The organism is Methylobacterium hispanicum (assembly GCF_022179285.1).
GTDB lineage: Bacteria > Pseudomonadota > Alphaproteobacteria > Rhizobiales > Beijerinckiaceae > Methylobacterium > Methylobacterium hispanicum.
In genome coordinates this window covers 48,589-68,234 of sequence record NZ_BPQO01000011.1, presented here as the reverse complement: position 1 = coordinate 68,234, position 19,646 = coordinate 48,589, and the positions used below count along the sequence as shown (strand labels likewise).

21 protein-coding genes and 1 tRNA gene are annotated in these 19,646 nt (G+C 70.9%); 5 read left to right on the top strand and 17 right to left on the bottom strand.

The annotated features are described in order from the left end of the window. Positions 1–23 precede the first annotated feature (23 nt). The 7 genes from MFF56_RS14280 to MFF56_RS14250 form a co-directional block, all read right to left on the bottom strand. On the bottom strand, positions 24–710 hold the full coding sequence (locus tag MFF56_RS14280; RefSeq protein WP_043378441.1) for a C1 family peptidase: 687 nt from the start codon (positions 708–710) through the stop codon (positions 24–26). Further along, complete coding sequence (locus MFF56_RS14275; RefSeq protein WP_081948541.1) at positions 707–1,720, bottom strand: ImmA/IrrE family metallo-endopeptidase; 1,014 nt, start codon at positions 1,718–1,720, stop codon at positions 707–709. The genes MFF56_RS14280 and MFF56_RS14275 overlap by 4 nt, the downstream gene beginning before the upstream one ends. A 3-nt stretch (positions 1,721–1,723) precedes the next feature. Next, on the bottom strand, positions 1,724–2,098 hold the full coding sequence (locus MFF56_RS14270) for a helix-turn-helix domain-containing protein (RefSeq protein ID WP_043378444.1): 375 nt from the start codon (positions 2,096–2,098) through the stop codon (positions 1,724–1,726). Beyond that, positions 2,095–2,433: a hypothetical protein gene (locus MFF56_RS14265; protein ID WP_051975900.1), complete on the bottom strand. Its 339-nt coding sequence runs from the start codon at positions 2,431–2,433 to the stop codon at positions 2,095–2,097. The genes MFF56_RS14270 and MFF56_RS14265 overlap by 4 nt, the downstream gene beginning before the upstream one ends. A gap of 1,155 nt (positions 2,434–3,588) precedes the next feature. Then, positions 3,589–3,663, bottom strand: a tRNA-Gly gene (locus tag MFF56_RS14260). A gap of 135 nt (positions 3,664–3,798) precedes the next feature. Continuing rightward, positions 3,799–4,275, bottom strand: a complete 477-nt coding sequence (locus MFF56_RS14255) for an NUDIX domain-containing protein (RefSeq protein WP_238230190.1) — start codon at positions 4,273–4,275, stop codon at positions 3,799–3,801. 5 nt (positions 4,276–4,280) lie between these two features. After that, positions 4,281–4,979, bottom strand: a complete 699-nt coding sequence (locus tag MFF56_RS14250) for a fumarylacetoacetate hydrolase family protein (RefSeq protein WP_238230189.1) — start codon at positions 4,977–4,979, stop codon at positions 4,281–4,283. Between the two features lie 147 nt (positions 4,980–5,126). Here MFF56_RS14250 and MFF56_RS14245 point away from each other — a divergent pair, with 147 nt between their 5' ends. From MFF56_RS14245 to MFF56_RS14230, 4 genes are all read left to right on the top strand, one after another. Next, a complete protein-coding gene (locus tag MFF56_RS14245; protein WP_238230188.1) occupies positions 5,127–6,665 on the top strand; it encodes an FAD-binding oxidoreductase in 1,539 nt (512 codons plus the stop codon). 233 nt (positions 6,666–6,898) lie between these two features. Further along, a complete protein-coding gene (locus tag MFF56_RS14240) occupies positions 6,899–7,192 on the top strand; it encodes a DUF2218 domain-containing protein (RefSeq protein WP_056468938.1) in 294 nt (97 codons plus the stop codon). A gap of 108 nt (positions 7,193–7,300) precedes the next feature. Beyond that, positions 7,301–8,596, top strand: a complete 1,296-nt coding sequence (locus tag MFF56_RS14235) for an aminopeptidase (protein WP_108038928.1) — start codon at positions 7,301–7,303, stop codon at positions 8,594–8,596. Positions 8,597–8,991: 395 nt separating this feature from the next. Continuing rightward, on the top strand, positions 8,992–9,867 hold the full coding sequence (locus tag MFF56_RS14230) for an outer membrane protein (RefSeq protein WP_238230187.1): 876 nt from the start codon (positions 8,992–8,994) through the stop codon (positions 9,865–9,867). Between the two features lie 167 nt (positions 9,868–10,034). On the opposite strand, the gene MFF56_RS14225 is transcribed toward MFF56_RS14230, so the two are convergent. From MFF56_RS14225 to MFF56_RS14185, 9 genes are all read right to left on the bottom strand, one after another. Next, positions 10,035–10,808, bottom strand: coding sequence for a DUF1223 domain-containing protein (locus MFF56_RS14225; protein WP_108038932.1), 774 nt, complete (start codon positions 10,806–10,808; stop codon positions 10,035–10,037). Positions 10,809–10,812: 4 nt separating this feature from the next. Next, positions 10,813–11,850 (bottom strand): lipid A biosynthesis lauroyl acyltransferase, encoded by a 1,038-nt coding sequence (locus MFF56_RS14220; protein WP_238230186.1) that lies wholly within the window; start codon positions 11,848–11,850, stop codon positions 10,813–10,815. A gap of 92 nt (positions 11,851–11,942) precedes the next feature. After that, complete coding sequence (locus MFF56_RS14215; protein ID WP_108038936.1) at positions 11,943–12,965, bottom strand: zinc-binding dehydrogenase; 1,023 nt, start codon at positions 12,963–12,965, stop codon at positions 11,943–11,945. 109 nt (positions 12,966–13,074) lie between these two features. Continuing rightward, positions 13,075–13,353: an SH3 domain-containing protein gene (locus tag MFF56_RS14210; protein ID WP_108038938.1), complete on the bottom strand. Its 279-nt coding sequence runs from the start codon at positions 13,351–13,353 to the stop codon at positions 13,075–13,077. Between the two features lie 13 nt (positions 13,354–13,366). Continuing rightward, entirely contained in the window at positions 13,367–14,146 is a 780-nt protein-coding gene (locus MFF56_RS14205) for an SDR family NAD(P)-dependent oxidoreductase (protein ID WP_238230185.1), read from the bottom strand. Further along, positions 14,143–15,441 (bottom strand): beta-ketoacyl-ACP synthase, encoded by a 1,299-nt coding sequence (locus MFF56_RS14200; protein WP_238230184.1) that lies wholly within the window; start codon positions 15,439–15,441, stop codon positions 14,143–14,145. The genes MFF56_RS14205 and MFF56_RS14200 overlap by 4 nt, the downstream gene beginning before the upstream one ends. Positions 15,442–15,495: 54 nt before the next feature. Continuing rightward, positions 15,496–16,635 carry a beta-ketoacyl-ACP synthase gene (locus MFF56_RS14195; protein WP_238230183.1) on the bottom strand — a complete coding sequence of 380 codons (1,140 nt, stop codon included), beginning with the start codon at positions 16,633–16,635 and terminating at the stop codon, positions 15,496–15,498. 53 nt (positions 16,636–16,688) lie between these two features. After that, entirely contained in the window at positions 16,689–17,159 is a 471-nt protein-coding gene (locus tag MFF56_RS14190; RefSeq protein WP_056220162.1) for a 3-hydroxyacyl-ACP dehydratase FabZ family protein, read from the bottom strand. Positions 17,160–17,234: 75 nt separating this feature from the next. Further along, the gene (locus MFF56_RS14185; RefSeq protein WP_055949487.1) at positions 17,235–17,537 is read right to left on the bottom strand and encodes an acyl carrier protein; all 303 of its coding nucleotides are present in this window, start codon (positions 17,535–17,537) and stop codon (positions 17,235–17,237) included. A gap of 297 nt (positions 17,538–17,834) precedes the next feature. On the opposite strand from MFF56_RS14185, the gene MFF56_RS14180 reads away from it, so the two are divergent. Then, positions 17,835–18,998: an AI-2E family transporter gene (locus tag MFF56_RS14180; RefSeq protein ID WP_238230182.1), complete on the top strand. Its 1,164-nt coding sequence runs from the start codon at positions 17,835–17,837 to the stop codon at positions 18,996–18,998. A 161-nt stretch (positions 18,999–19,159) separates the two neighbouring features. On the opposite strand, the gene MFF56_RS14175 is transcribed toward MFF56_RS14180, so the two are convergent. After that, positions 19,160–19,597, bottom strand: coding sequence for a hypothetical protein (locus MFF56_RS14175; protein ID WP_108038950.1), 438 nt, complete (start codon positions 19,595–19,597; stop codon positions 19,160–19,162). Between the last annotated feature and the right edge of the window lie 49 nt (positions 19,598–19,646).

Genomic DNA, 19,646 nt, shown 5'->3' with positions numbered 1-19,646 from the left:
CCTCGCGCCAAGCGCTGATGCAGTCAGGCTGCTGGGGGATCGGGAGATACAACGACATCCTCCGTCAGTTTCGCGGCAGCGTAGATGCGCGGGGCGATAAACGTCTCGGTGAGCCAAGCGTGGCCTCGCTTGCCCCACTTCGCGCCCCAGCTGTTCCGCACCAGGATCGCACGATGGCCGCCGGCCTTTCCGTGGCCGACGGCGACCACGGCGTGACGGCGCTGCGGCTCCGGCGTTTCGCCGGTGGCGGGATGGATCATGCCGTCCGCATCCGGTCGAAAGAAGGAGCGGGAAAGCTGGATCAGGACGATGACCGGCTGGCCGCGCTCGATCTCGCCCACGATGATGTCGAAGGCGACCGGGCGACGTTCGGATCCGCGTCTGAACAGAAGGCCGACGTCGCCCGGCGGGACCCAGGACGCAGCATCGACCGGCGTCGCCGGAAGGTAGGGCCAACCGCCCTCCTCCGGCTGCCCGTCCTCACGCAGTACGTCCAGCATGGACGCCAGCGTCGCTCCTTCATCCGGACCGAAACCCATGCGCGTCTGAGCCCGATGAAACGCGTACTCGGACGAAAGGGGGAGCCATCCGGGCCGAACCCCGGCATGGGTGTCGCTCGCAGCAAACGCGAGACAGGTCGGCCGGGGGCCCTGATCGCGCGCATGACCGAAGCGCGGCCGCAGGTCTACGAAAACCTCGACGCCGCTCATGCCGCCTCAAGCAAGCTCCGCCGCTCGGCACGAGAGAGGCCTTCCTCCTCGGGGCCGGTCAGGTCCATCTCGACGTCCAATTTGGTTAGGAGCGCGTCGGGATCCCAGGGCCGAAACTCGGCGAGTTCGATCAGTCCGCGGAAGTCGTCCGGCGGCGCGGCCGTGACGCGCCGAAGCACGTTGTCGCCGACGCTGTCTTCGGGTGGCTCCGACAATTCGTCCCCGACGATCGCGAAGCCGCTGTCTTTGAGCTGATCGATGTCCCACAGATATCCGCCGCCGCTGTGCTCCTTCAGGCGGAGCACGAAGATGTCGTTGCGGCTTCCATCGATGCGGGTTCCGGCGTCGCGTTCCGTGAGAAGCCAGACGTCGCCTCGATAGTCGTCTGGGCGGTAGGGATCCAGAAGCTCGGCCTTGAGTTCCCGCGGTTTCGTCTCGAGGAGCGCGTCGACGTGTCCGGAGGTGATCAGACGATGCCTCGCGAGCGTGTAGCAGGTCGCCGCGTAGCTGGCGCCCAGACGCAGAGAAAGCTGGTAGACGCGATCGGGTCGGACGAAGTCCCTCGCCGTCCAGCCCTGACGCGATGCGTGTGCGAAGAAGAGCCAACGCGGCATCATGAACTCGACCGCGAAGGCATCCGCTTCGACCTCCTGGAATTTCGGCGCCCTCTCACCAGCCATCGGCATGCGCCGCAGAATTCCCTCGTCGTCGAGACTGGGCTCGTGCCCAAGGGAGAAGTGCCCGAGCTCGTGGGCTGCCGTGAAGCGCTGGATGCTCATGGCGCGCTGTGTGGTCACGAGGATTCCCGGAGCCGGATCGTTCAGATAGGCTCCGAGGAGTCCCTGCAGAGGACGCAGAAGGAGTGGCAGGTCGAGCGCTCCGATCGATCCGAATACGTCGACATTGCCCCCATGCGCTTCGACCCGTGATCGTATGCCGAGATCCCGATGAAGCCGCGCGGCGGCCTGTGTACCGGCCCGGACCGCTCCTGCGTAGGTTGTCGCGACCATCGCTCAGCCTCGATCCGGCCGCGCTCTGACCCGCAGGTACTCCGCGAAGCGACCGAGCTCCTCTCTGTCCTTCTCCGAGAGCGCCGCCGCCTGCCGCGCCAAGTGGGCGACGTCGATCGGCAGTTGTGAGGAGGCCTCGTCTTCTCCGGTGAAGTAGCCCACAGGTTGGCGGTAGAGTCTGGCCAAACGCGTCAGCTCGATGGCTTCCACACGGCGCTGGCCACTCTCGATATCGGTCAAGGCAGTGCGCGGGATCTTGAGGTAGTTCGCCACCTCCTCCTGCTTCAGACCGAGATACTTCCTGGCCTCTTTCAGCCGATCGCCCAGCTTCCTGCGTTCCTCCTCGTCGCTGCCCGGAGGGCTCGAGGCTTGGTTCACGTCTTCACTCCGTTGATCTTGGCCCAGTGCTTCTCGATCCGTGGAACAAGCTGTTCCAACGCCTGCTCCACCGACGTGAAGCCACCCGCGCGTACGACGGTATCCGGCAGGTTGCAGCCGACGACACTTTCGACCGCCGTGAGCAGCGAGACGACCACCAGGGAGTCGATCTGAAACTTCGTCGTGGCGATCGCCGCCGGCGTGGGCGGCAGGGCGTCGCCTTTCACGGCCGCCTCCGATTTGACCGCCTCGATCAGCTCGTCGCGTAGGCACTTCTCGACTTCGGCCGTCGGGAAGGACGACACGGATGGAGCGGGGAACGTGGCGAGCGTCATGGCCTGTCGAAATCCGTGACTTTCCAAGAACAATAATGTCGAATTTTTCGACATGCAAGCGGCGATCAGGATGCGACCTGAAACGGCTGCGGACGCCCTGCAAAAGCGTTGGACGACCGATCGCGGCCAAGCGTATCGGAAATGCCGCATCCGATTTCGGACCGGTGGCACGACGCCGATCCGTACCTTCCATGGCCTCGCGATAGGTTGCCGAGGAAGTTACGGACAAGGAAGACGCCGGACCCAAGCCCGAACGGATCAGTCACCCGACGTGCCGAACCCGCGATCATCCGGCCTCGGGACTAGAACGCCACGCGGCCCTGCAACTGGTCGCGCCGTGTCCCGCCCTGCTGACCGCGGCGATGGCACGACGACCGATCTCGGTCGACGGTGCTGCCTCAGGCGACGCATCGCACACCCGGCCCGCCTCGCGACGAGCGGCAGGTCGATACGCGATGCGAGATCCGGATGCGGGCGAAGGACGCCGTGCGACGCTTCGGCCCGTTGGTGGATCGACCCGATCCGCACGTGAGCCGAGAAGGCACCCCCATCAAAAGGGTGTTTCGATTTTTTCGTGGGCCGACGGCGACCTCGTGCGCGTAAGAACGGCAGGACCTCCTCGATGTCCCACCGAGTGACCGCGCCCGGCGCGCGATCTCGGCCGCCGATGTGCCCGTGTCGAGTGCATAGGAAGCACCGGCCCACTTTTGAACCGCGTTCGCCGTCGGGCGGAGGAGGCGCCCGCATGGACCGCGGAGCACCGAAGGAACCAGCGTACCCTGGATCGGCATAGCCGCGGACGACGTCTGGAACGTCGAACGCCTCCGACCCTGGATATCGCCGATCGACGAGCGGCACACCCGCCTGGACCGAAGGCAGTGGATTTCTGAGCAGGTCGGAAGGAATGCGCAGGTCCCGTGTCCCGCACCTAGGTCGAGATCGAGCTACGAAGGCGCCTAAGGCGTCGGGAGATCCAGCGCGGCCGAAACCGGAAAATCGGAGTGAGCCGTCGCTTGCCCATTCCTTCGGGAGCGGACCCACACGCGGGTCCCGCAGCGTGGCATACCCGGTGCCGCCTTGGTGCTGCCTGGAAAGCTGCAACGCCGGGGTGAGGTGTTGCAACGATCCTGCAAGTACTTGCAATAATTGAAGTTTTGGAGCGGGCGAAGGGATTCGAACCCTCGACCCCAACCTTGGCAAGGTTGTGCTCTACCCCTGAGCTACACCCGCTCACAACCGCGCCGCTGGTGGGAAAGACCCGCCGGCGGCCCCGGACGGCGTCTCTAAACACCATTCCGCCGGGCGTTGCAAGCGCTGAATCCAGGCGCTCGCCACGTCGGCCGTTTGCCGGCATCGCACCGTCCCTCAGGGCTGCCACTGCGCGGACGGAGGCAGGCCCTCGCGGATTTCACGCAGGCGCGCGCGGGTGGCGGCTGTGGTCTCGGCCGGCAGCGCATCGAGGGGGAAGAAGCCGCAGGCGGCGATCTCGCGGTCGGGCTGCTTCGGTGCCCGCACCGCGAAGGCGGCCGCCACGTAGAGGGCGACGTGGTCGCGCCCGGCCCCCGCGCGGCTGTGGTAGAAGCCGTGCAGCCGCAGGGAGTGGCCGGGATCGACGACGATCTCGGCCTCCTCGCGGAACTCCCGGGCCATGGCCACCACCGCGCTCTCGCCTGCCTCGATGCCGCCGCCGGGCAGGTGCCAGCCCGACACGTAGGTGTGGCGGACGAGGCAGACCCGGCCCGCGGCGTCGATGGCGACGCCGCGCACGCCCAGGGTCATGCCGCGCGTCGCCAGGGCGCCGTAGTGGATCAGGCGCCGCATCCAGGGGCGTTGCAGGAGCATGCGGTTCAGACGACGCGCAGGCGGATGGCGCCGAGGCCGTCGATGGCGGCCGTCATCGTCTCGCCGCGCCGGACGGCGCCGACGCCCGAGGGCGTGCCGGTGAAGATGAGGTCGCCCGGGTGCAGCTCGAAATAGGTCGAGAGCAGAGCGACCTGCTCGGGGATCGACCAGATCATCTCGGAGAGGTCGCCGCGCTGGCGCTCGCCCGCGTCCACCGCCAGGGTGACGGCGCCCTGGACCGGGTGGCCGATGGCCGAGGCCGGGTGCAGCGGCCCGATTGGCGCCGAGGCGTCGGCGGACTTGGCGAGGTCCCAGGGGCGCGCCAGGCGCTTGGCCTCGTCCTGGACGTCGCGCCGGGTCATATCGAGGCCGACGGCGTAGCCGTAGACGTGGTCGAGGGCGGAGGCTTCCGGGATGTCGCGGCCGCCCAGGCCGAGGGCCGCCACCATCTCGACCTCGAAATGGTAGTTCTCGGTGCGCGGCGGGTAGGGATGGTCCACCGCTTCCGTGCCGGTCACGATCTGCAGGGTGTCGGCGGGTTTCATGAAGAAGAACGGCGGCTCGCGATCGGGGTCCTTGCCCATCTCGCGGGCATGGGCGGCATAGTTGCGGCCGACGCAGTAGACCCGGCGGACCGGGAAGAGGTCGTCGCTGCCGACGATCGGAAGGGCGATGCGGGGCGGGTTCGGGATCACGGACAGCATGGGTCTCTCCAACCTCGTTTCTGGGCGGATGCGGCGCGGCGCCCGGTCGCTCGCCCTGCACAGGACGCCGCGCCATCCCTATCATAGGCGGCAGGCCAAGCCGCGCCATCCCGCCGCGTGCCGAGGCCTGCCGTTGCGAGTGCCGTGGTGACCGATCCTTCCCGCCTGCTGGCACACCTCGCCGCGCATCTCGGCGCCGCCCACGTCCTCACCGATCCGGTCGACCTCGCCCCCCACCTCACCGAGACCCGAGGATTGCGCCGCGGCCACACCCACGCGGTGGTGCGGCCCGCCGATACCGAGGGGGTCGCCTTCGTGGTGCGCGCCTGTGCCGAGGCGGGGGTGCCGGTGGTGGCGCAGGGTGGCAATACCGGGCATGTCGGCGGCGGCCTGCCGCAGGGGGGCATCGTCCTCTCCCTGGCGCGCCTGAACCGCCTGCGGGCGGTCGATCCCGTCAATGCCAGCATCACGGTGGAGGCCGGGATGGTGCTGGCCGACGTGCAGGCCGCCGCCTCGGAGGCCGGAATGCTGTTCCCGCTCTCCCTGGCCTCCGAAGGCTCCTGCCGCATCGGCGGCAACCTCTCCACCAATGCGGGCGGCACGGCGGTCCTCGCCTACGGCAACGCCCGGGACCTCGTCCTCGGACTGGAGGTGGTGCTGGCCGACGGCCGGGTCTGGAACGGGCTGAAGGGCCTGCGCAAGGACAATGCGGGCTACGACCTCAAGCACCTGTTCCTCGGTTCGGAGGGGACCCTCGGGCTGATCACCGCGGCAGTGCTGAAGCTCTATCCCCGGCCGGTCTCGCGGGCTGTGGCCTTCGTCGGCCTCGCCTCGGCCGAGGCCGCCCTCGCCCTGTTCCGGACCCTGCGGGCGGAGGCCGGCCCGGCCCTCACCGCCTTCGAGTACATCGTACCCTTCGGCCTGGAGATCGTGCTGCGCCACCGGGCCGGGGCCCGGCGGCCCCTGGCCGGGGCGCACGCGGCCTACGCCCTGGTGGAGGTCTCCACCACCCGCTCCGACGAGGAGGCCGGCACCCTGATGGAGGGGCTGCTCGCCCGGGCGCAGGCAGCGGGCCTCCTCGCGGACGCGGCCCTGGCGGCGAGCGAGGCGCAGGCGAACGCCTTCTGGGACCTGCGGGAGAGCCTATCCGAGGTGCAGAAGGCCGAGGGCGCCTCGATCAAGCACGATGTCTCGGTGCCGCTCTCCCGCCTGCCCGCCTTCCTGGCCGAGGCGACGCGCGCCTGCGAGGCGGCGATGCCCGGCCTGCGGGTCTGCGCCTTCGGGCATTTCGGCGACGGCAACATTCACTTCAACCTGAGCCAGCCCGTGGGCATGGACCGCGCCGCGTTCCTCGCTGCCTGGGAGCGCTTCAACCGGATCGTCCACGACATCGTCGCCGGGCTCGACGGCTCGATCGCGGCCGAGCACGGCGTGGGCCTGCTGAAGCGCGACGAGCTCGCGCGCTACGCCGATCCCGTGGCCCTCGACCTGATGCGCAGCCTCAAGGCCGCCCTGGACCCGGGAAACATCCTGAACCCGGGCAAGGTCCTCAACCCGGGCAAGGTCCTCAACCCGGGCAAGGTCCTCAACCCGGGCAAGGTCCTCAACTCGGGCAAGGTCCTGCCCGACGGGGGCGCCGGCGCGGCGGCGTCGTGCGGCGTTTCCGAAGCCTCAACAAAAATTTAGTCGGAACCGGACCGGCCCCCGCCGGATTGTTGTTGTGCGCCGCACAAAGCCTTGCCAGATTGTCGACGGCAATGCGCCATAAATCGGCTCCGCTGCGGGCGGAAGAGGTTGCACGACAACGGCGGATGGCTGGTTGCAGTGCGGTGGGTTAGCCCGGTCTTAACCCTTCCGCCCTCTCTTGAGAGAGAACAGATCAGCCGTCGCGATCGAAGACTGAGCAGGAGACACGTTCGATGCCGACTTCCCAGGCGAGAGTCCCGACGGCCGAGGCGAGCCGCTACCTCAAGCAGCTCTGCCGCCACTGGAGCCACAAGTTTCCGGTGGAAGCCACCGAGGATGCCGGCCGCGTCCCCTTCGGCGAGGACCGGGTCTGCACTTTCGAGGCGGGTCCCGACGCCCTGCTGATGCGGGTCGCGACGCCCGATCCGGCCGCCCTGACGCGCCTGGAGAACGTGGTCTCCGACCATCTCCTGCGCTTCGCCTTCCGCGAGAACCTCGGCGAGATCACCTGGTCCCGCGCCGCCTGAGTTCCCGCCGCGGTCGGGCCGCCAGGCCTGCGTCCGCCGAGGGTTGACCTGCCGTCCCGAGACCTGATCTTGAGCGCACGTCGCTGAAGGCAGCATCGGGAGACAGGCATGGACGGGATCGCGCAGACAATTGCTGGGTCCACACCGACCGGGGCCGCGTCGCCGTATGAGGCGCAGCATGCCGAGCGCCTGGAGCGCCTTGCCGAAGTCGCCGTGAAGGTCGGCCTGGGTCTCCGACCCGGGCAGGAACTCGTGATCACCGCGCCCCTGGAGACGGTGCCGCTGGCCCGCCGCATCACCGAGCAGGCCTACAAGGCCGGAGCCTCCCTGGTCACCACCTTCTACACGGACGACGCCGCCACCCTGGCGCGCTTCACCCACGCCCCCGAGGCGGCCTTCGACACCGCCGCCGGTTGGCTCTACAGCGGCATGGCCGAGGCCTACCGCAACGGCGCGGCCCGTCTCGCCATCGCGGGTGACGATCCTTCCCTCCTGGCCGGCCAGGATTCGGCCAAGGTGGCCCGCGCCAACCGGGCCCGGTCGAAGGCCTACGTCCCCGCCCTGGAACTCATCGCCAACTTCTCCACCAACTGGACCATCGTCTCGGCGGCGACGACGCCCTGGGCCCGCACGGTGTTTCCCGACCTGCCGGAGGCCGAGGCCGTGTCCCGCCTGTGGGACGCGATCTTCGCGGCCTCCCGGGTGGACGGCCCCGACCCGGTGGCGGCCTGGGAGGCGCACAACGCCGCCCTGCACGCCCGGATGGACGCGCTCAACACCCATCGCTTCGCGGCCCTGCGCTTCTTCGGGCCCGGCACGGACCTCACCGTGGGCCTCGCCGACGACCACGAGTGGTGCGGCGGCGCCTCGGCCTCCCGCAGCGGCATCGTCTGCAACGCCAACATCCCCACCGAGGAGGTGTTCACCACCCCGCACAAGGACCGGGTGGACGGCACCGTCACCAGCACCAAGCCGCTCTCCTACCAGGGCACCCTGATCGACGGCATCCAGGTGCGCTTCGAGGGAGGCCGCATCGTCGAGGCCAAGGCCCGCACCGGCGGCGACGTGCTCGCCAAGGTGCTGGAGACGGACGAGGGCGCGCGCCGCCTCGGGGAGGTCGCCCTGGTACCGGCCTCTTCGGCGATCTCCGCCTCGGGACTCCTGTTCTACAACACCCTCTACGACGAGAACGCCGCGAGCCACATCGCCCTGGGCCAAGCCTACAGCAAGTGCTTCCGCAACGGCGGCGCGGACTACAGCGAGGACGACCTCGCGGCCCGGGGCGCCAACCGCAGCCTGATCCACATCGACTGGATGATCGGCTCCGACCGGATCGACGTCGACGGGCTCTCCGCCGAGGGCCGGGCGGTCCCGGTGATGCGCGCCGGCGAGTGGGTCGACTGACGTCCTTGCCGCGGCGTCGCCCGCTGGCCTGAGCCGACACGCCATCCGTTCGCGCGCCCCCTCCCCCGTGTGGAGGCGCACGCGCATGACGGCTCTCGAATTGACGTGGGTAATTTTCCCACGCATGGTCCGGACGTGGTCGCACCGGCCACGGACATTCGAACGGACGTCCGTACAGATCTGCCGCCGCCCTCGGGCGGGTTCGGCAGGCGCAGACGACCGCCCGATTCCCTTGCACCCGTGTCTGCCGGCGCACGGATGCGGAGATCGGGACCGGCCTCGTCTCGGAGACGCCCGGGCACCCGCGGGTTTCCGCCCGGGGTGTCCGGCACCGGTCTGCGGGTTGGAACCGTCGTTCGGGTTCGCCATCTCCCCAGGGAGACAACGAGGATCTCATGACCAAGCCCCTTCTCCTGGCCGGCCCGATGGCTGTCCTGCTCGCCGGCGCGGCCTCCGCCGCCGACCTTCCGCGCCGCGTCGCGCCGCCGGTCTTCACCACGGTTCCGGTCTTCAGCTGGACCGGGTTCTATGCGGGTCTCAACGCCGGCTACGGCTTCGATGCCAACAGCAGCAGCGGTGCCACCGTGATCGGCACGACGGCCGCCTCGGGCGTCATCGCCAACGGCGCCGATCCGGGCCTCGTGGCCTTCAGCAACCGCAACGCCAACAACGGCTTCACCGGGGGCGGCCAGATCGGCTACAACTACCAGTTCACGCCGGGCTCCGGCGTGGTGGTCGGCGTCGAGGCGGATGCGCAGTATCTCGGCTTCGGCGCCAACCGCAACACGGCGTCCTTCGTCGGCACGCCCAACGCGGACCTGACCTTCGTCAATCCGAACGGCCTCTCGAACCTCGATTATTTCGGCACCGTGCGCGGCCGCCTCGGCTACGCCTTCGACCGGACCCTGGTCTACGGCACCGGCGGCTTCGCCTATGGCGGCGGGGGCGGCTCCAGCTTCGGCTTGCCCAACAGCAGCAGCGACACGTTCCGCACGGGCTGGGCCGCGGGCGGCGGCATCGAGTACGCCCTGCCCACCGACTCGTTCCTGAACTTCTTCAAGTCTTCCGCCGTGACCGTGAAGGTCGAGGGCCTCTACGTCAGCCTCGACCGCAACAGCACCAACGGCGTGTTCGCCTATTCGAACTCGACGGGCGCCCAGTACAGCGTTTCCGGCACGGGTTATGCAGCCACGACCGGCTATGCCAGCCGACGCTCCGACGAGTTCGCCGTCGTCCGCGCCGGCCTGAACTACAAGTTCGGGACGTACTGAGCCGTCGCCGGACCCGCTTTTGGCCTGAGCCTCCCCAGCCCGATCAGACTGGCCGCTCGGTCAAACGGTGCCCCGGGAGCGATCCCGGGGCGCCGCCAGAAGCCTGGCACGCGTCAGAAGACCAGTGCCTTTTAGAAGCCCGGTGCCTTTTAGAAGCCCGGTGCCTTTTAGAAGCCCGGTGCCTTGGCGGCGCCGAGGATGCGGGTGGGACGGCCCTCGTTGCCGCCCTGGAGCACGACGACGTAGGAATCGGCATCGGCGACCTGGGCGGCGTGGCGGGGCACCTCGAAGTGGGCCGCATGGCCCGTCCAGGGGCCGATGCGATGCATCCCGCGCACGACGTTGATGTAGTCGAACACCTGTCCCTTGTTCTCGCCGCCGCCGATGGCGATGCGCCGCCGGCGCATCACCGGCAGCAGCCAGAGTTCGGCCTTGGCGTCCGGCCCCGTGCTCGCGCCGACATCGACGCAGATCCGATCGCCCTCCTCCCAGCTCCGGATCGGCACCTGGATCGGGCTGGTCGCCCGGGCCCGGCGCAGGGCCCGTTCCAGGGAGTTGCGATCCGAGCGGATCATTGAGGGCTCGCCGTTGACGATGGCCTGGGGCGTGAAGACCTGGCGCTCGCCGCGCAGGGAGGCGTAGGCCCGCTGCCGCGCCGTGAAGGCGGGCTGGGCATAGGCATCCTTCCAGCCGAGATAGTCCCAGTAGGTGATCGGGAAGGTCAGGGCGATCACGCCGGGCTCCCGGGAGAACTCCCCGAGCACCCGCGAGGCCGGCTGGCAGGAGGCGCAGCCCTGGCTCGTGTAGAGCTCGATCACCACCGGGGTGCGCTCGCCCGCCCGGACCTGGGTCGCACCGGCCAACAGGGCGCCGGCGGCGACCAGGAGGGCGAGGCGCAGGCCGACGGTTCGGCGCGGAAGGGACGGGGCGGCGCGACTCATGGGGTCAGGATACCGTCGCCCGATCATTCCCCGTCATCACGGTCGCTCGATCCTCCGGCGCGCCGGCCGGGGCCGCCGTGCACGGAGCCGGGGCCGGCGCGGGCTTGGGCTTCGGCAGCATCGCGGGACGCCAGCGCCGGTGCATCCAGAGCCACTGGCCGGGATTCTCCCGGATCCAGCCCTCGATCACCCGGGTCATCGCCTGCATCGCCCCCTGCACGTCGATGGCGCCGGAGGCGTCCCGCGGCAGGTCGAGGGGTGGGGTGAGCTCGAGGTGGAAGCGCGTGCCGTCGCGGCGGACCACCCGGGCGCCGTGGACGGGACATTCGTAGTGGCGGGCGAGCTTGCCCAGGAGCGGATTGACCAGCACCGGCTTGCCGAAGAACTCCACCACGACGCCCCGGGTGAAATGCTGGTCGATGAGCTGGCCGAGATGGCCGCCGCGCTCCACCACGCCCTGCATGGCGAAGACCGCGCCCTGCCCGGCCGCCGCCAGGCCGCCCATGGTCTGGCGCCTGACCTCCTGGACGAGGCGCGCGGAGGCCGCGTCGTTGGGCGGGCGGAAGATCGCGGTGGCGTCGAGGCCGAACTGGGCCGCGCAGATCGCCGGCAATTCCCAGTTCGCCAGGTGGGCGGAGAAGATCAGGCCCGGTTTCCCGTCGTCGCGCAGGTCGGCGAAATGGGTCTCGCCCGCCACCGTGATCCGGCCGCTGGCCGAGAGATCCGCCGGGTCGAGATCGAACAGCGTGTGGAGATGGGCGTATTCCGCGCCCGTCCGGCCGAGATTGTCCCAGGCTTCGAGGGCGAGGGCATGGATCGCGGCCTCGTCCCGCTCGGGGAAGGCCGCGCGCAGGTTGGCCGTCGCGATGCGGTGCGCCGGCAGGAAGGGACCGATCGTCCGGGTGATCCAGCCGCCGACCCGGCTTGCCCGCTCGGCGCCGAGGAGGCGCGCCAGCCAGAACAGCCCCCGGATCAGGGGAATCATGGCGAGGCCGGCCAGCCGCGGCAGGTTACGCTTCAGGACGAGGGCAAGGCGAAGCAAAACGAATCCCGTGACGCGGGGCGTTCCGGCGACGACCCTGGCCCCTGGCATAATTCATTTTAGCCCGGGAGGGCACCCGCATGCGCTGCAACTCAGAGCGTCACGAGAATCTTGCCGAACACCTTCCGGGATTCCAGGCGCTCCAGCCCCTGCGCGAAATCGGCCAACGGTAGAACCGTGTCCACCACGGGAGTGATGCCTTGGGCCATCTTGGCCATGGCGTCGCGGATATTGGCCATCGAGCAGCCGAACGAGCCGGTGATGCGGTACTGTTGTTGGAACAGCTGCATCAGGTTCATGCTGGTCGAGACGCCCGAGGTGGAGCCGCAGGTGACGAGCCGTCCCCCGCGCTTGAGGCAGAGGAGCGAGCCGTTCCAGGTGTCGGGGCCGACATGCTCGAAGACTACGTCGACGCCCTTGCGCTTGGTCAGGCGGCGGACCTCGCCCTCGAAGCGCTCCTCGCGGTAGTTGATGACGTGGTCGGCCCCGAGCGCCTTGGCCTTCTCGCCCTTGGCGTCGTCGCCCACCGTGGTAAAGACCGTGCAGCCGATGGCCTTGGCCATCTTGATCGCCGCCGTGCCAATGCCCGACCCGCCGGCATGGACGAGAATGCTCTCGCCCGGCTCCAGGCGGGCATTGTCGAACAGCATGTGCTGCACGGTGCCGAAGGCCACGGGGGCGCAGGCCGCATCGGTGAAGCTGACGCCGTCCGGCATCCTGATGACGAGGCGCGCCGGCATCGTCACCCGCTCGCGGGCGAACCCGTCGATGTGGAAGCCCATCACGCCGGAGACGTCCTCGCAGAGGTTGTCGCGGCCGTCCCGACAGGCCTTGCACCGGCCGCAGGTCTGGGCGCCGTACATCGCCACCCGGTCGCCCGCGGCCAGGCCCGTGACGCCCTCCCCGACGCAGACGATCTCGCCCGAGGCCTCGGCCCCGACCGCCAGGGGCAGCTTGCGCTTGGCGAAGGCCATGCCGCGGAAGCCCCAGACGTCGATGAAGTTCAGGCCCACCGCGCGCACGCGGATCTGGACCTCGCCGGGGCCGGGGGCCGCGGGCTCCGCGACATCCTCGAGGCGCAGGTCGCGGTCACCGTGGAGCTGGAGGGATTGCATGGGGTTCGCTTCCGTTCGCGGGGCGCCGCGGATGCCCCCGCGGGGACTGGGCGTTCATGCGCCCCTCGCTAGCCTCCGCGGGACCAGGCATCAACCCGCCGGACCGGCCTCACTCCGGCGACAGGTAGCGCCGTCGGGCCCAGCCGAGGATCGGGCCGGCCTTGACCCGGCACCAGGTCAGCCCGCTCGGGGTGTCGGCGGTGCAGCCGAAGCCGCGCAGGCGGGCGCCCGGTGGGGCCTGGCCAAGGGCGGGGGCGGCGGCATCCGGTGTCTCGCGGATGCTCAGGGTCTCGCCGCGCGGGAGGCCGTCGACCCGGAACGCGTCGGCCGCGGCGGCGGGACCGGCGGCGAGGAGCAGGAGGACCAGCGCGGCGGGGATCGGGGACATGCTCGGTTCGACCTCAGGAACGATGGACGCCCATCATCGCGGTGAGGCCGCCGTCGACGGGCAGCACCGCGCCGGTGATGTAGGCGGCGCCCTCGCCCATCAGGAAGGCCGCGAGGGCGGCGACGTCCTCCGGCCGGGCGAAGCGGCCGGCGGGGATCTGGCGCTCCATGGTGGCGCGATAGGCGGCGTAGGGGGCCATCATCCCGGTATCGATGAAACCCGGCGCGATCACGTTGACGGTGACGCCGCGCTTGGCCGACTCGACCGCCAGGGTGCGGCAATAGGCGATGAGGGCGCCCTTGGTGGCGGCGTAGGCGGCGTTGCCCGGGTTGGCCCGAAGGGCCGCCACCGAGCCGATGGCGACGATCCGTCCCGCCCGTGCGCGGGTCATGCCCCGGACCAGGGATTTCGCCAGGCGCGTGAGCGACCAGAAGTTCACCTGCATGGCCGCCTCGGCCCGGTCCTGGTCCAGCATCGCCGCCAGGGCGTCGTAGGACTGGCCCGCATTGTGGACGAAGCCGTGGAAGCCGTCGTCGGCCTCGAGATCCTCGCAGAACGCCTCCACGGCGTCACGGTCGGCGAGGTCGAGGGCCCGCGCGGTCACCGTGCGGCCGGGATGAGACGCGGAGAGTTCCGCCACCAGACCCTCGGCGGCCTCGGCGGAGGAGCGGTAGGTGAAGGCGACGTCGTGGCCGGCGGCGACCAGGGCCCGCACGATGGCGGCGCCGAGGCCGGAGGCGCCCCCTGTGACGAGGACGCGGCGGCCGGGCCCGGGGCTCGGCTCCGTCGTCATGCCGGCTCGTCCGCCAGCACGAGGCAGGTGTTCTGGCCGCCGAAGCCGAACGAGTTCGACAGCACCCGGCGCACCGGCACGTCCCGGGCCTCGGCCACGATGTCGAGGGGGATGGCGGGGTCGGGCACCGCGTAGTTGATGGTCGGGGGGATCCGGCCATGCGCGATGGTCAGGAGCGAGATCACCGCCTCCACTGCGCCCGCGGCCGTGAGGGTGTGCCCAATCATCGACTTGTTGGACGAGACCGGCAGGGTGCGGATGCGGTCGCCGAACACGGCGGCGCAGCTCATCGCCTCCATTTTGTCGTTCTCAGGCGTCGAGGTGCCGTGGGCGTTCACGGTGTCGATGGCGTCGGGGGGCGTGTCGGCATCCTCGAGGGCCGCGCGGATCGCCGCGATGCCGGGGGCACCGTCGGGGCTCGACCGGGTGCGGTGGAAGCCGTCGCCCTTCTCGCCGCAGCCGAGGACGTAGCCGAGGATCGTCGCCCCGCGGGCCCGCGCCGCCTCGGCGTCCTCCAGCACCAGGGCGCCCGCGCCCTCGCCCATGACGAAGCCGTCGCGGTTCTTCGAGAAGGGCTTCGAGGCGGCCTCGGGCGGGTCGTTCTGGGTGGAGAGGGCCGAGAGCAGCGAGAACCGGATCAGGGATTCCGGGTTCACCGAGCCGTCGGTGCCGATGCAGAGGGCGGCCGTGACCTCGCCGCGCCGGATCGCCTCGACGCCGAGCTGGATCGCGGTGGCGCCGGACGAGCAGGCGGTGGAGAGGGAGATCGGCGAGCCCTTGGTGCCGAACCGGTCGGCGATGTGGTCGGCCACCGTGCCGAAGATGAAGAGGTCGTGCCAGGGGTCGAAGCGGCGGCTCGCGGCGGCGCGCTGCAGGTCCGCGTAGGTGATCGGGCCGGTCTGGCCCGAGGCCTCGGCCAGGGCCTGGCGCTGCGGCCACTCGATCTCCACCGGGGGGACGGCGATGAACAGGGCCCCGGGGAAGTCCCCGGGCCGGCCGATCCCGGATTGCGCGATCGCCTCGTCGGCGGCGGCTTCCGCGAAGCGCTGCGACAGGGCCGGCGCCACCAGGGGGTCGGTGTCGAGGAAGTCGACGGTGCCGGCGATGCGGGTGCGCAGGCCTTCCGTGGGGAAGCGCCGGATGGCGTGGATGCCGGACCGGCCGGAGGTCAGCGCGGCCCAGTTGTCGGCCTGCCCCTGGCCGAGGGAGGTGACGATGCCGAGGCCGGTGACCGCCACCAGCGGCCGGCCCTTCGCGTCCCGAACCCTGGTGTCACTGAGAGGTTGGTTCGTCATGGCGCCGTCTTACACTCTATTTCGCCACGGCCGGAGTCCGGGATCGCCCCGGGGTCAGGCCGCCGTTACGCGGATCACGCCCTCGCCGCGGCGATGGCCCACCACCGTCACGGCGACCTCGCGCAGGCCCCTCTCGGCGACCAGGCCTGCGGCCAGGGCCGCGCCGAAGGGCGCCACCGTCTCGAGGGTGTGGCCGGTGAGGTCGCCCAGAGCCGTCACGGCCACGCCCGGCGCGAGGCGCGCCAGGGCCGCGCCCTCCTCGGCCGTGACCGGGGCGACGCCGGTGGCCCCGGCGAGGACGATCTCGGGCGCCGCGATCCCTGCCGCTGCCCAGAGGGCCGCGAGGCTGGCCTCGGTGCTGCCCGGGGCGCGCGTCGTGCGGTCGCTCGCCACCGGGCCGAGGCGCGCCAGCGCCCGGGCCCCGCGGGCGGCGGCATGCTCGGCCGCCTCCAGCACCAGGAAGGCGGCGGCACTGCCGAGGATGAAGCCCGCCTCGTCCGCCGGGGTCCGGTCGAAGACGGGGCGGAAGTCGCGGGCGCGCAGGAAGCCGCCCATCTCGTGGATAACCATGACGTCCGGCCGCTCGGCGCTGTAGGAGCCGCCCACCAGCATGCAGTCCACCTGCCCCGAGGCGATCCGGGCCTGGGCGATGCGCAGGGCGTCGGTGCCGGCGGCCTCCTCGCCCATGAAGGTGCGGGACGCCCCCGTGACCCCATGGACGATGCCGATATTGCCGGCGAGCAGGTTCGAGAGCTGGGCCAGGAACAGGGTCGGGCGCAGGTCGTTCTGCAGGTGCTCGTTGAGGTAGGCGCCCGGATCGGCGGCCTCGCGCAGGCCCGTGAGGATGGCGCCGTCCACCGCGGTGTCGCGCTCGCCGCCGCCGGCCGAGACCACGAGGTGCATCCGGCCCTTCAGGTCGGCATCCCCCTTCACCCCGGCGGCATCCAGGGCGAGGCCGGCGGCGTAGACGCCCAGGCGCTGCCAGGGCTCCATCTGGCGCTGGTCGGACTTCTTCGGGATCTGGCCGTCGAGGGCGAGGGGCGCCACCGGGTGCACCGTGTAGGGCGCGAAGGCCTCGGTGTCGGTGCGCGCCGGCGCGCCCGCGTCGAGGGCCGCGAGATGCGCCGCGATGCCCTCGCCCGCGCAGGAGACGAGGCCGATGCCGGTGACGACGACGTCGCGCGAACTGCTCATCTCACCTCGTCGCTCATCTCTGGACGCTCATGCGTATCTGCTCGCCCGCCCGCTCACGCGGGCTCGCCCGCGAGATCGAACAGGCCGATCTTGCGGGCCCGCGCGCGCATCGGCCCGTCGAGGCCGGCCGGGAACGGCATGGTGCGGAAGCGCAATTCGGCATTGGCCAGGGGCTTGCCGTCGTGCTGGATCGCCGCCTTCGTCACCGCGTAGCCCGAGCCGTCATGCTCGAGGCTGGCCTCGATCTGCAGTTCGGCGCCCGGGCCGACGAAGGACCGGAAGCGCGCCTTGTCGACGCCCATCAGGAACGGCATCTGCCGAAATCCCAGATGGGCGAGCACGAGGTAGCCCGAGGCCTGGGCCATGGTCTCGGTGAGCAGCACGCCCGGCACCAGCGGGTGGTCGGGGAAGTGCCCCTCGAAGACCGGGCTCTCCATCGGCACGCGGGCCAGGGCCTCGATGCGGCCGGCCTCGCGGTCGAAGCGGGTCACGGCGTCGATCATCTCGAAATATTCGAGGCGCATGGCGTCCTGGGTCCCGGGCGGGCGGGGTCGAAGGGGCGGCGTCGGTCGCCCGGGGGCTGCCCGGGCGGTCCGGCTTCAGGCCTTGGCGGCTTTCTCGGCGACGAGGGCGTCGATGCGGGCGCAGAGGTTCTTCAGGACGAAGTACTCCTCGGCCGGCACCTTGCCCTCGTTGACCTCCTGGGTCCAACGCTCGAGGGGGAGCTTGATGCCGAAGGCCTTGTCGACCGCGAAGGCGATGTCGAGGAAGGCGAGCGAATCGATTCCGAGATCGTCGATGGCGTGGCTCTCGGGGGTGATCGTGTCCCGCGGGATGTCGGCGGTGTCGGCGATGATGTCCGCGACGCGGTCGAAGGTGGCGGTATGGGTCTGGTCGGACATGCGTTCTCGCCGTGTGACTGGGTATCCCGCCGGATTCGGCCCGTGCCGATCGGGGGCCGGAGCGATCCGGCGCATGATGCCCGGTGCCCCCGGTCGCGCAGCATGCCCCGTGGGCCGGCGCTGCCGCCGCCCTGGAAGTGAAGGCGGTCCCTTACACGAGGGGGTCCAGAGGGGCAACCGTGGCCATCACGGCGTCGCGATCCGGCCGGGACCTCCATTCCGATCCCGCGGCGATGGACTAGATGGGCTGGCAGGACGTGGCCGCCGCGGCCGCTCCGCACGAGGTCGAACAACACGATGGTCCAGCTTCCCTCCGTGACGCCGGCCGGCACGCCGCCGGCGGGCGCGCCCGACCCGCGCCTGCTTCCCGATCATCCGCCGCGTGCGGGGGCGCACCCGCTCTCCGGCTCGGCGCAGAGCCTCGCGCGCCTCGCCCTGGTCCTCGCCCTGGCGGGCCTCGGGATCTGGGTCCTGCACCACTTCATCCCGGCCCTGGTCTGGGCGGTGATCCTGGCGATCGCCCTCGGCCCCCTCTACGCCCGCGCCGAGCGGCGCTGGCCGCCGGGCCGGCACAACCTGCTGCTGCCGCTCCTGTTCACCGCGGCGGTGGCCCTGGTCTTCCTGATCCCCCTGGTGGTGCTCGGCGTGCAGGCGGCGCGGGAGGCCCACGACGTGGTCGCCTGGGCCCGCTCCTTCGAGAAATCCGGCATCCCCGTGCCGGACTTCCTCGGCCACCTGCCCTTCGGGGCGGCGCAGGCGCAGGCCTGGTGGGCGGAGAACCTCAGCCACCCGGCCGCCGGCTCGGAGCTCCTGCACCGCTTCGACAATTCTTCGGTGATCGGGGTGACCCGCAGCCTCGGGGCGCAGATCGTCCGCCGCGTGGTGCTGTTCGGCTTCACCCTGGTGGCGCTGTTCTTCCTGTTCCGCGATGGCCGCGCGGTCGCCGCGCAGGTGCTGGCCGCCAGCGCCAAGCTGTTCGGTCCCCGCGGCGAGCGGGTGGCGCGACAGATGGTGGCCTCGGTCCACGGCACCGTGGACGGCCTCGTGCTGGTCGGCCTCGGCGAGGGCGTACTCCTGGGCATCGTCTACTACTTCGCGGGCGTGCCGCACCCGGTGCTCCTGGGCGCCCTCACGGCGGTGGCGGCGATGATCCCGTTCGGGGCGCCCCTGGTCTTCGGCATCGCGGCGGCGATCCTGCTCGCCAACGGTGCGGTGGTGCCGGCGGTGGTCGTGGTGGCGGCGGGCTTCGTGGTCACCTTCGTGGCCGACCACTTCGTGCGCCCGGCCCTGATCGGCGGCACCACCCGCCTGCCCTTCCTCTGGGTGCTGCTCGGCATCCTCGGCGGTGTCGAGACCTTCGGCCTCCTCGGGCTGTTCCTCGGCCCGGCGGTCATGGCGGCGCTGATCCTGCTCTGGCGCGACTTCACCCAGGGCGAGGCGGTCGAGGGGCCCCGGGCCTGAGCCTGGGCCACGGCTCCCGGCGCCTGGACGCGCCGCGCCGGGGCGGGCGCAGCCGCGCCAGGATTCGCAGGCCGACGCCCGGGCGCCGGCCCATCCGGGCTCACGATGTCCCTCGCCCCGTCCTGCACGCGGACGGCCCGTGAGCCGTCCGGACGGCCTGACTAATGAAACGGCTTCGTCAGCCCGACGCGGATGCTCGCGTCGGGGGCGAGGGCGCGCAGGTCGGCGTCATTCACGGTCGGGAATCCGCGCAGCTGCTCCGGCGTGAAGTCCAGCACGGCGACATGCTCGCCGAGAAGCGCGACGGCTTCGACGGGCACCGCGATCAGCCGCGTGCCGAAACCGAGAAAGCCTCCGGACCGGATGAGGATGTCGATCCCGCCGCGCGGATTCCGGTCGATGGCCGCCACGCGGCCGAGCACGTGCTGGGCCGGAACCGGCTCCAGCACCTGACGGCCGACGAGGTCGCCGACCCGGACCGGCTGCGGGTAGCGGCGGGCGGCCTTCTCCGCGAGCGTCGACGTGGCGACGGCCGTTTCGGAGACGGCGGCGGTCGAGACCAGCGCAGCCAGGGCGATCACGGACAGGCGAAGGGCCATGGGGATGCTCCGTCGGCGCGCGGCCCGCGAGGGCAGGCCCCGGGGCCGG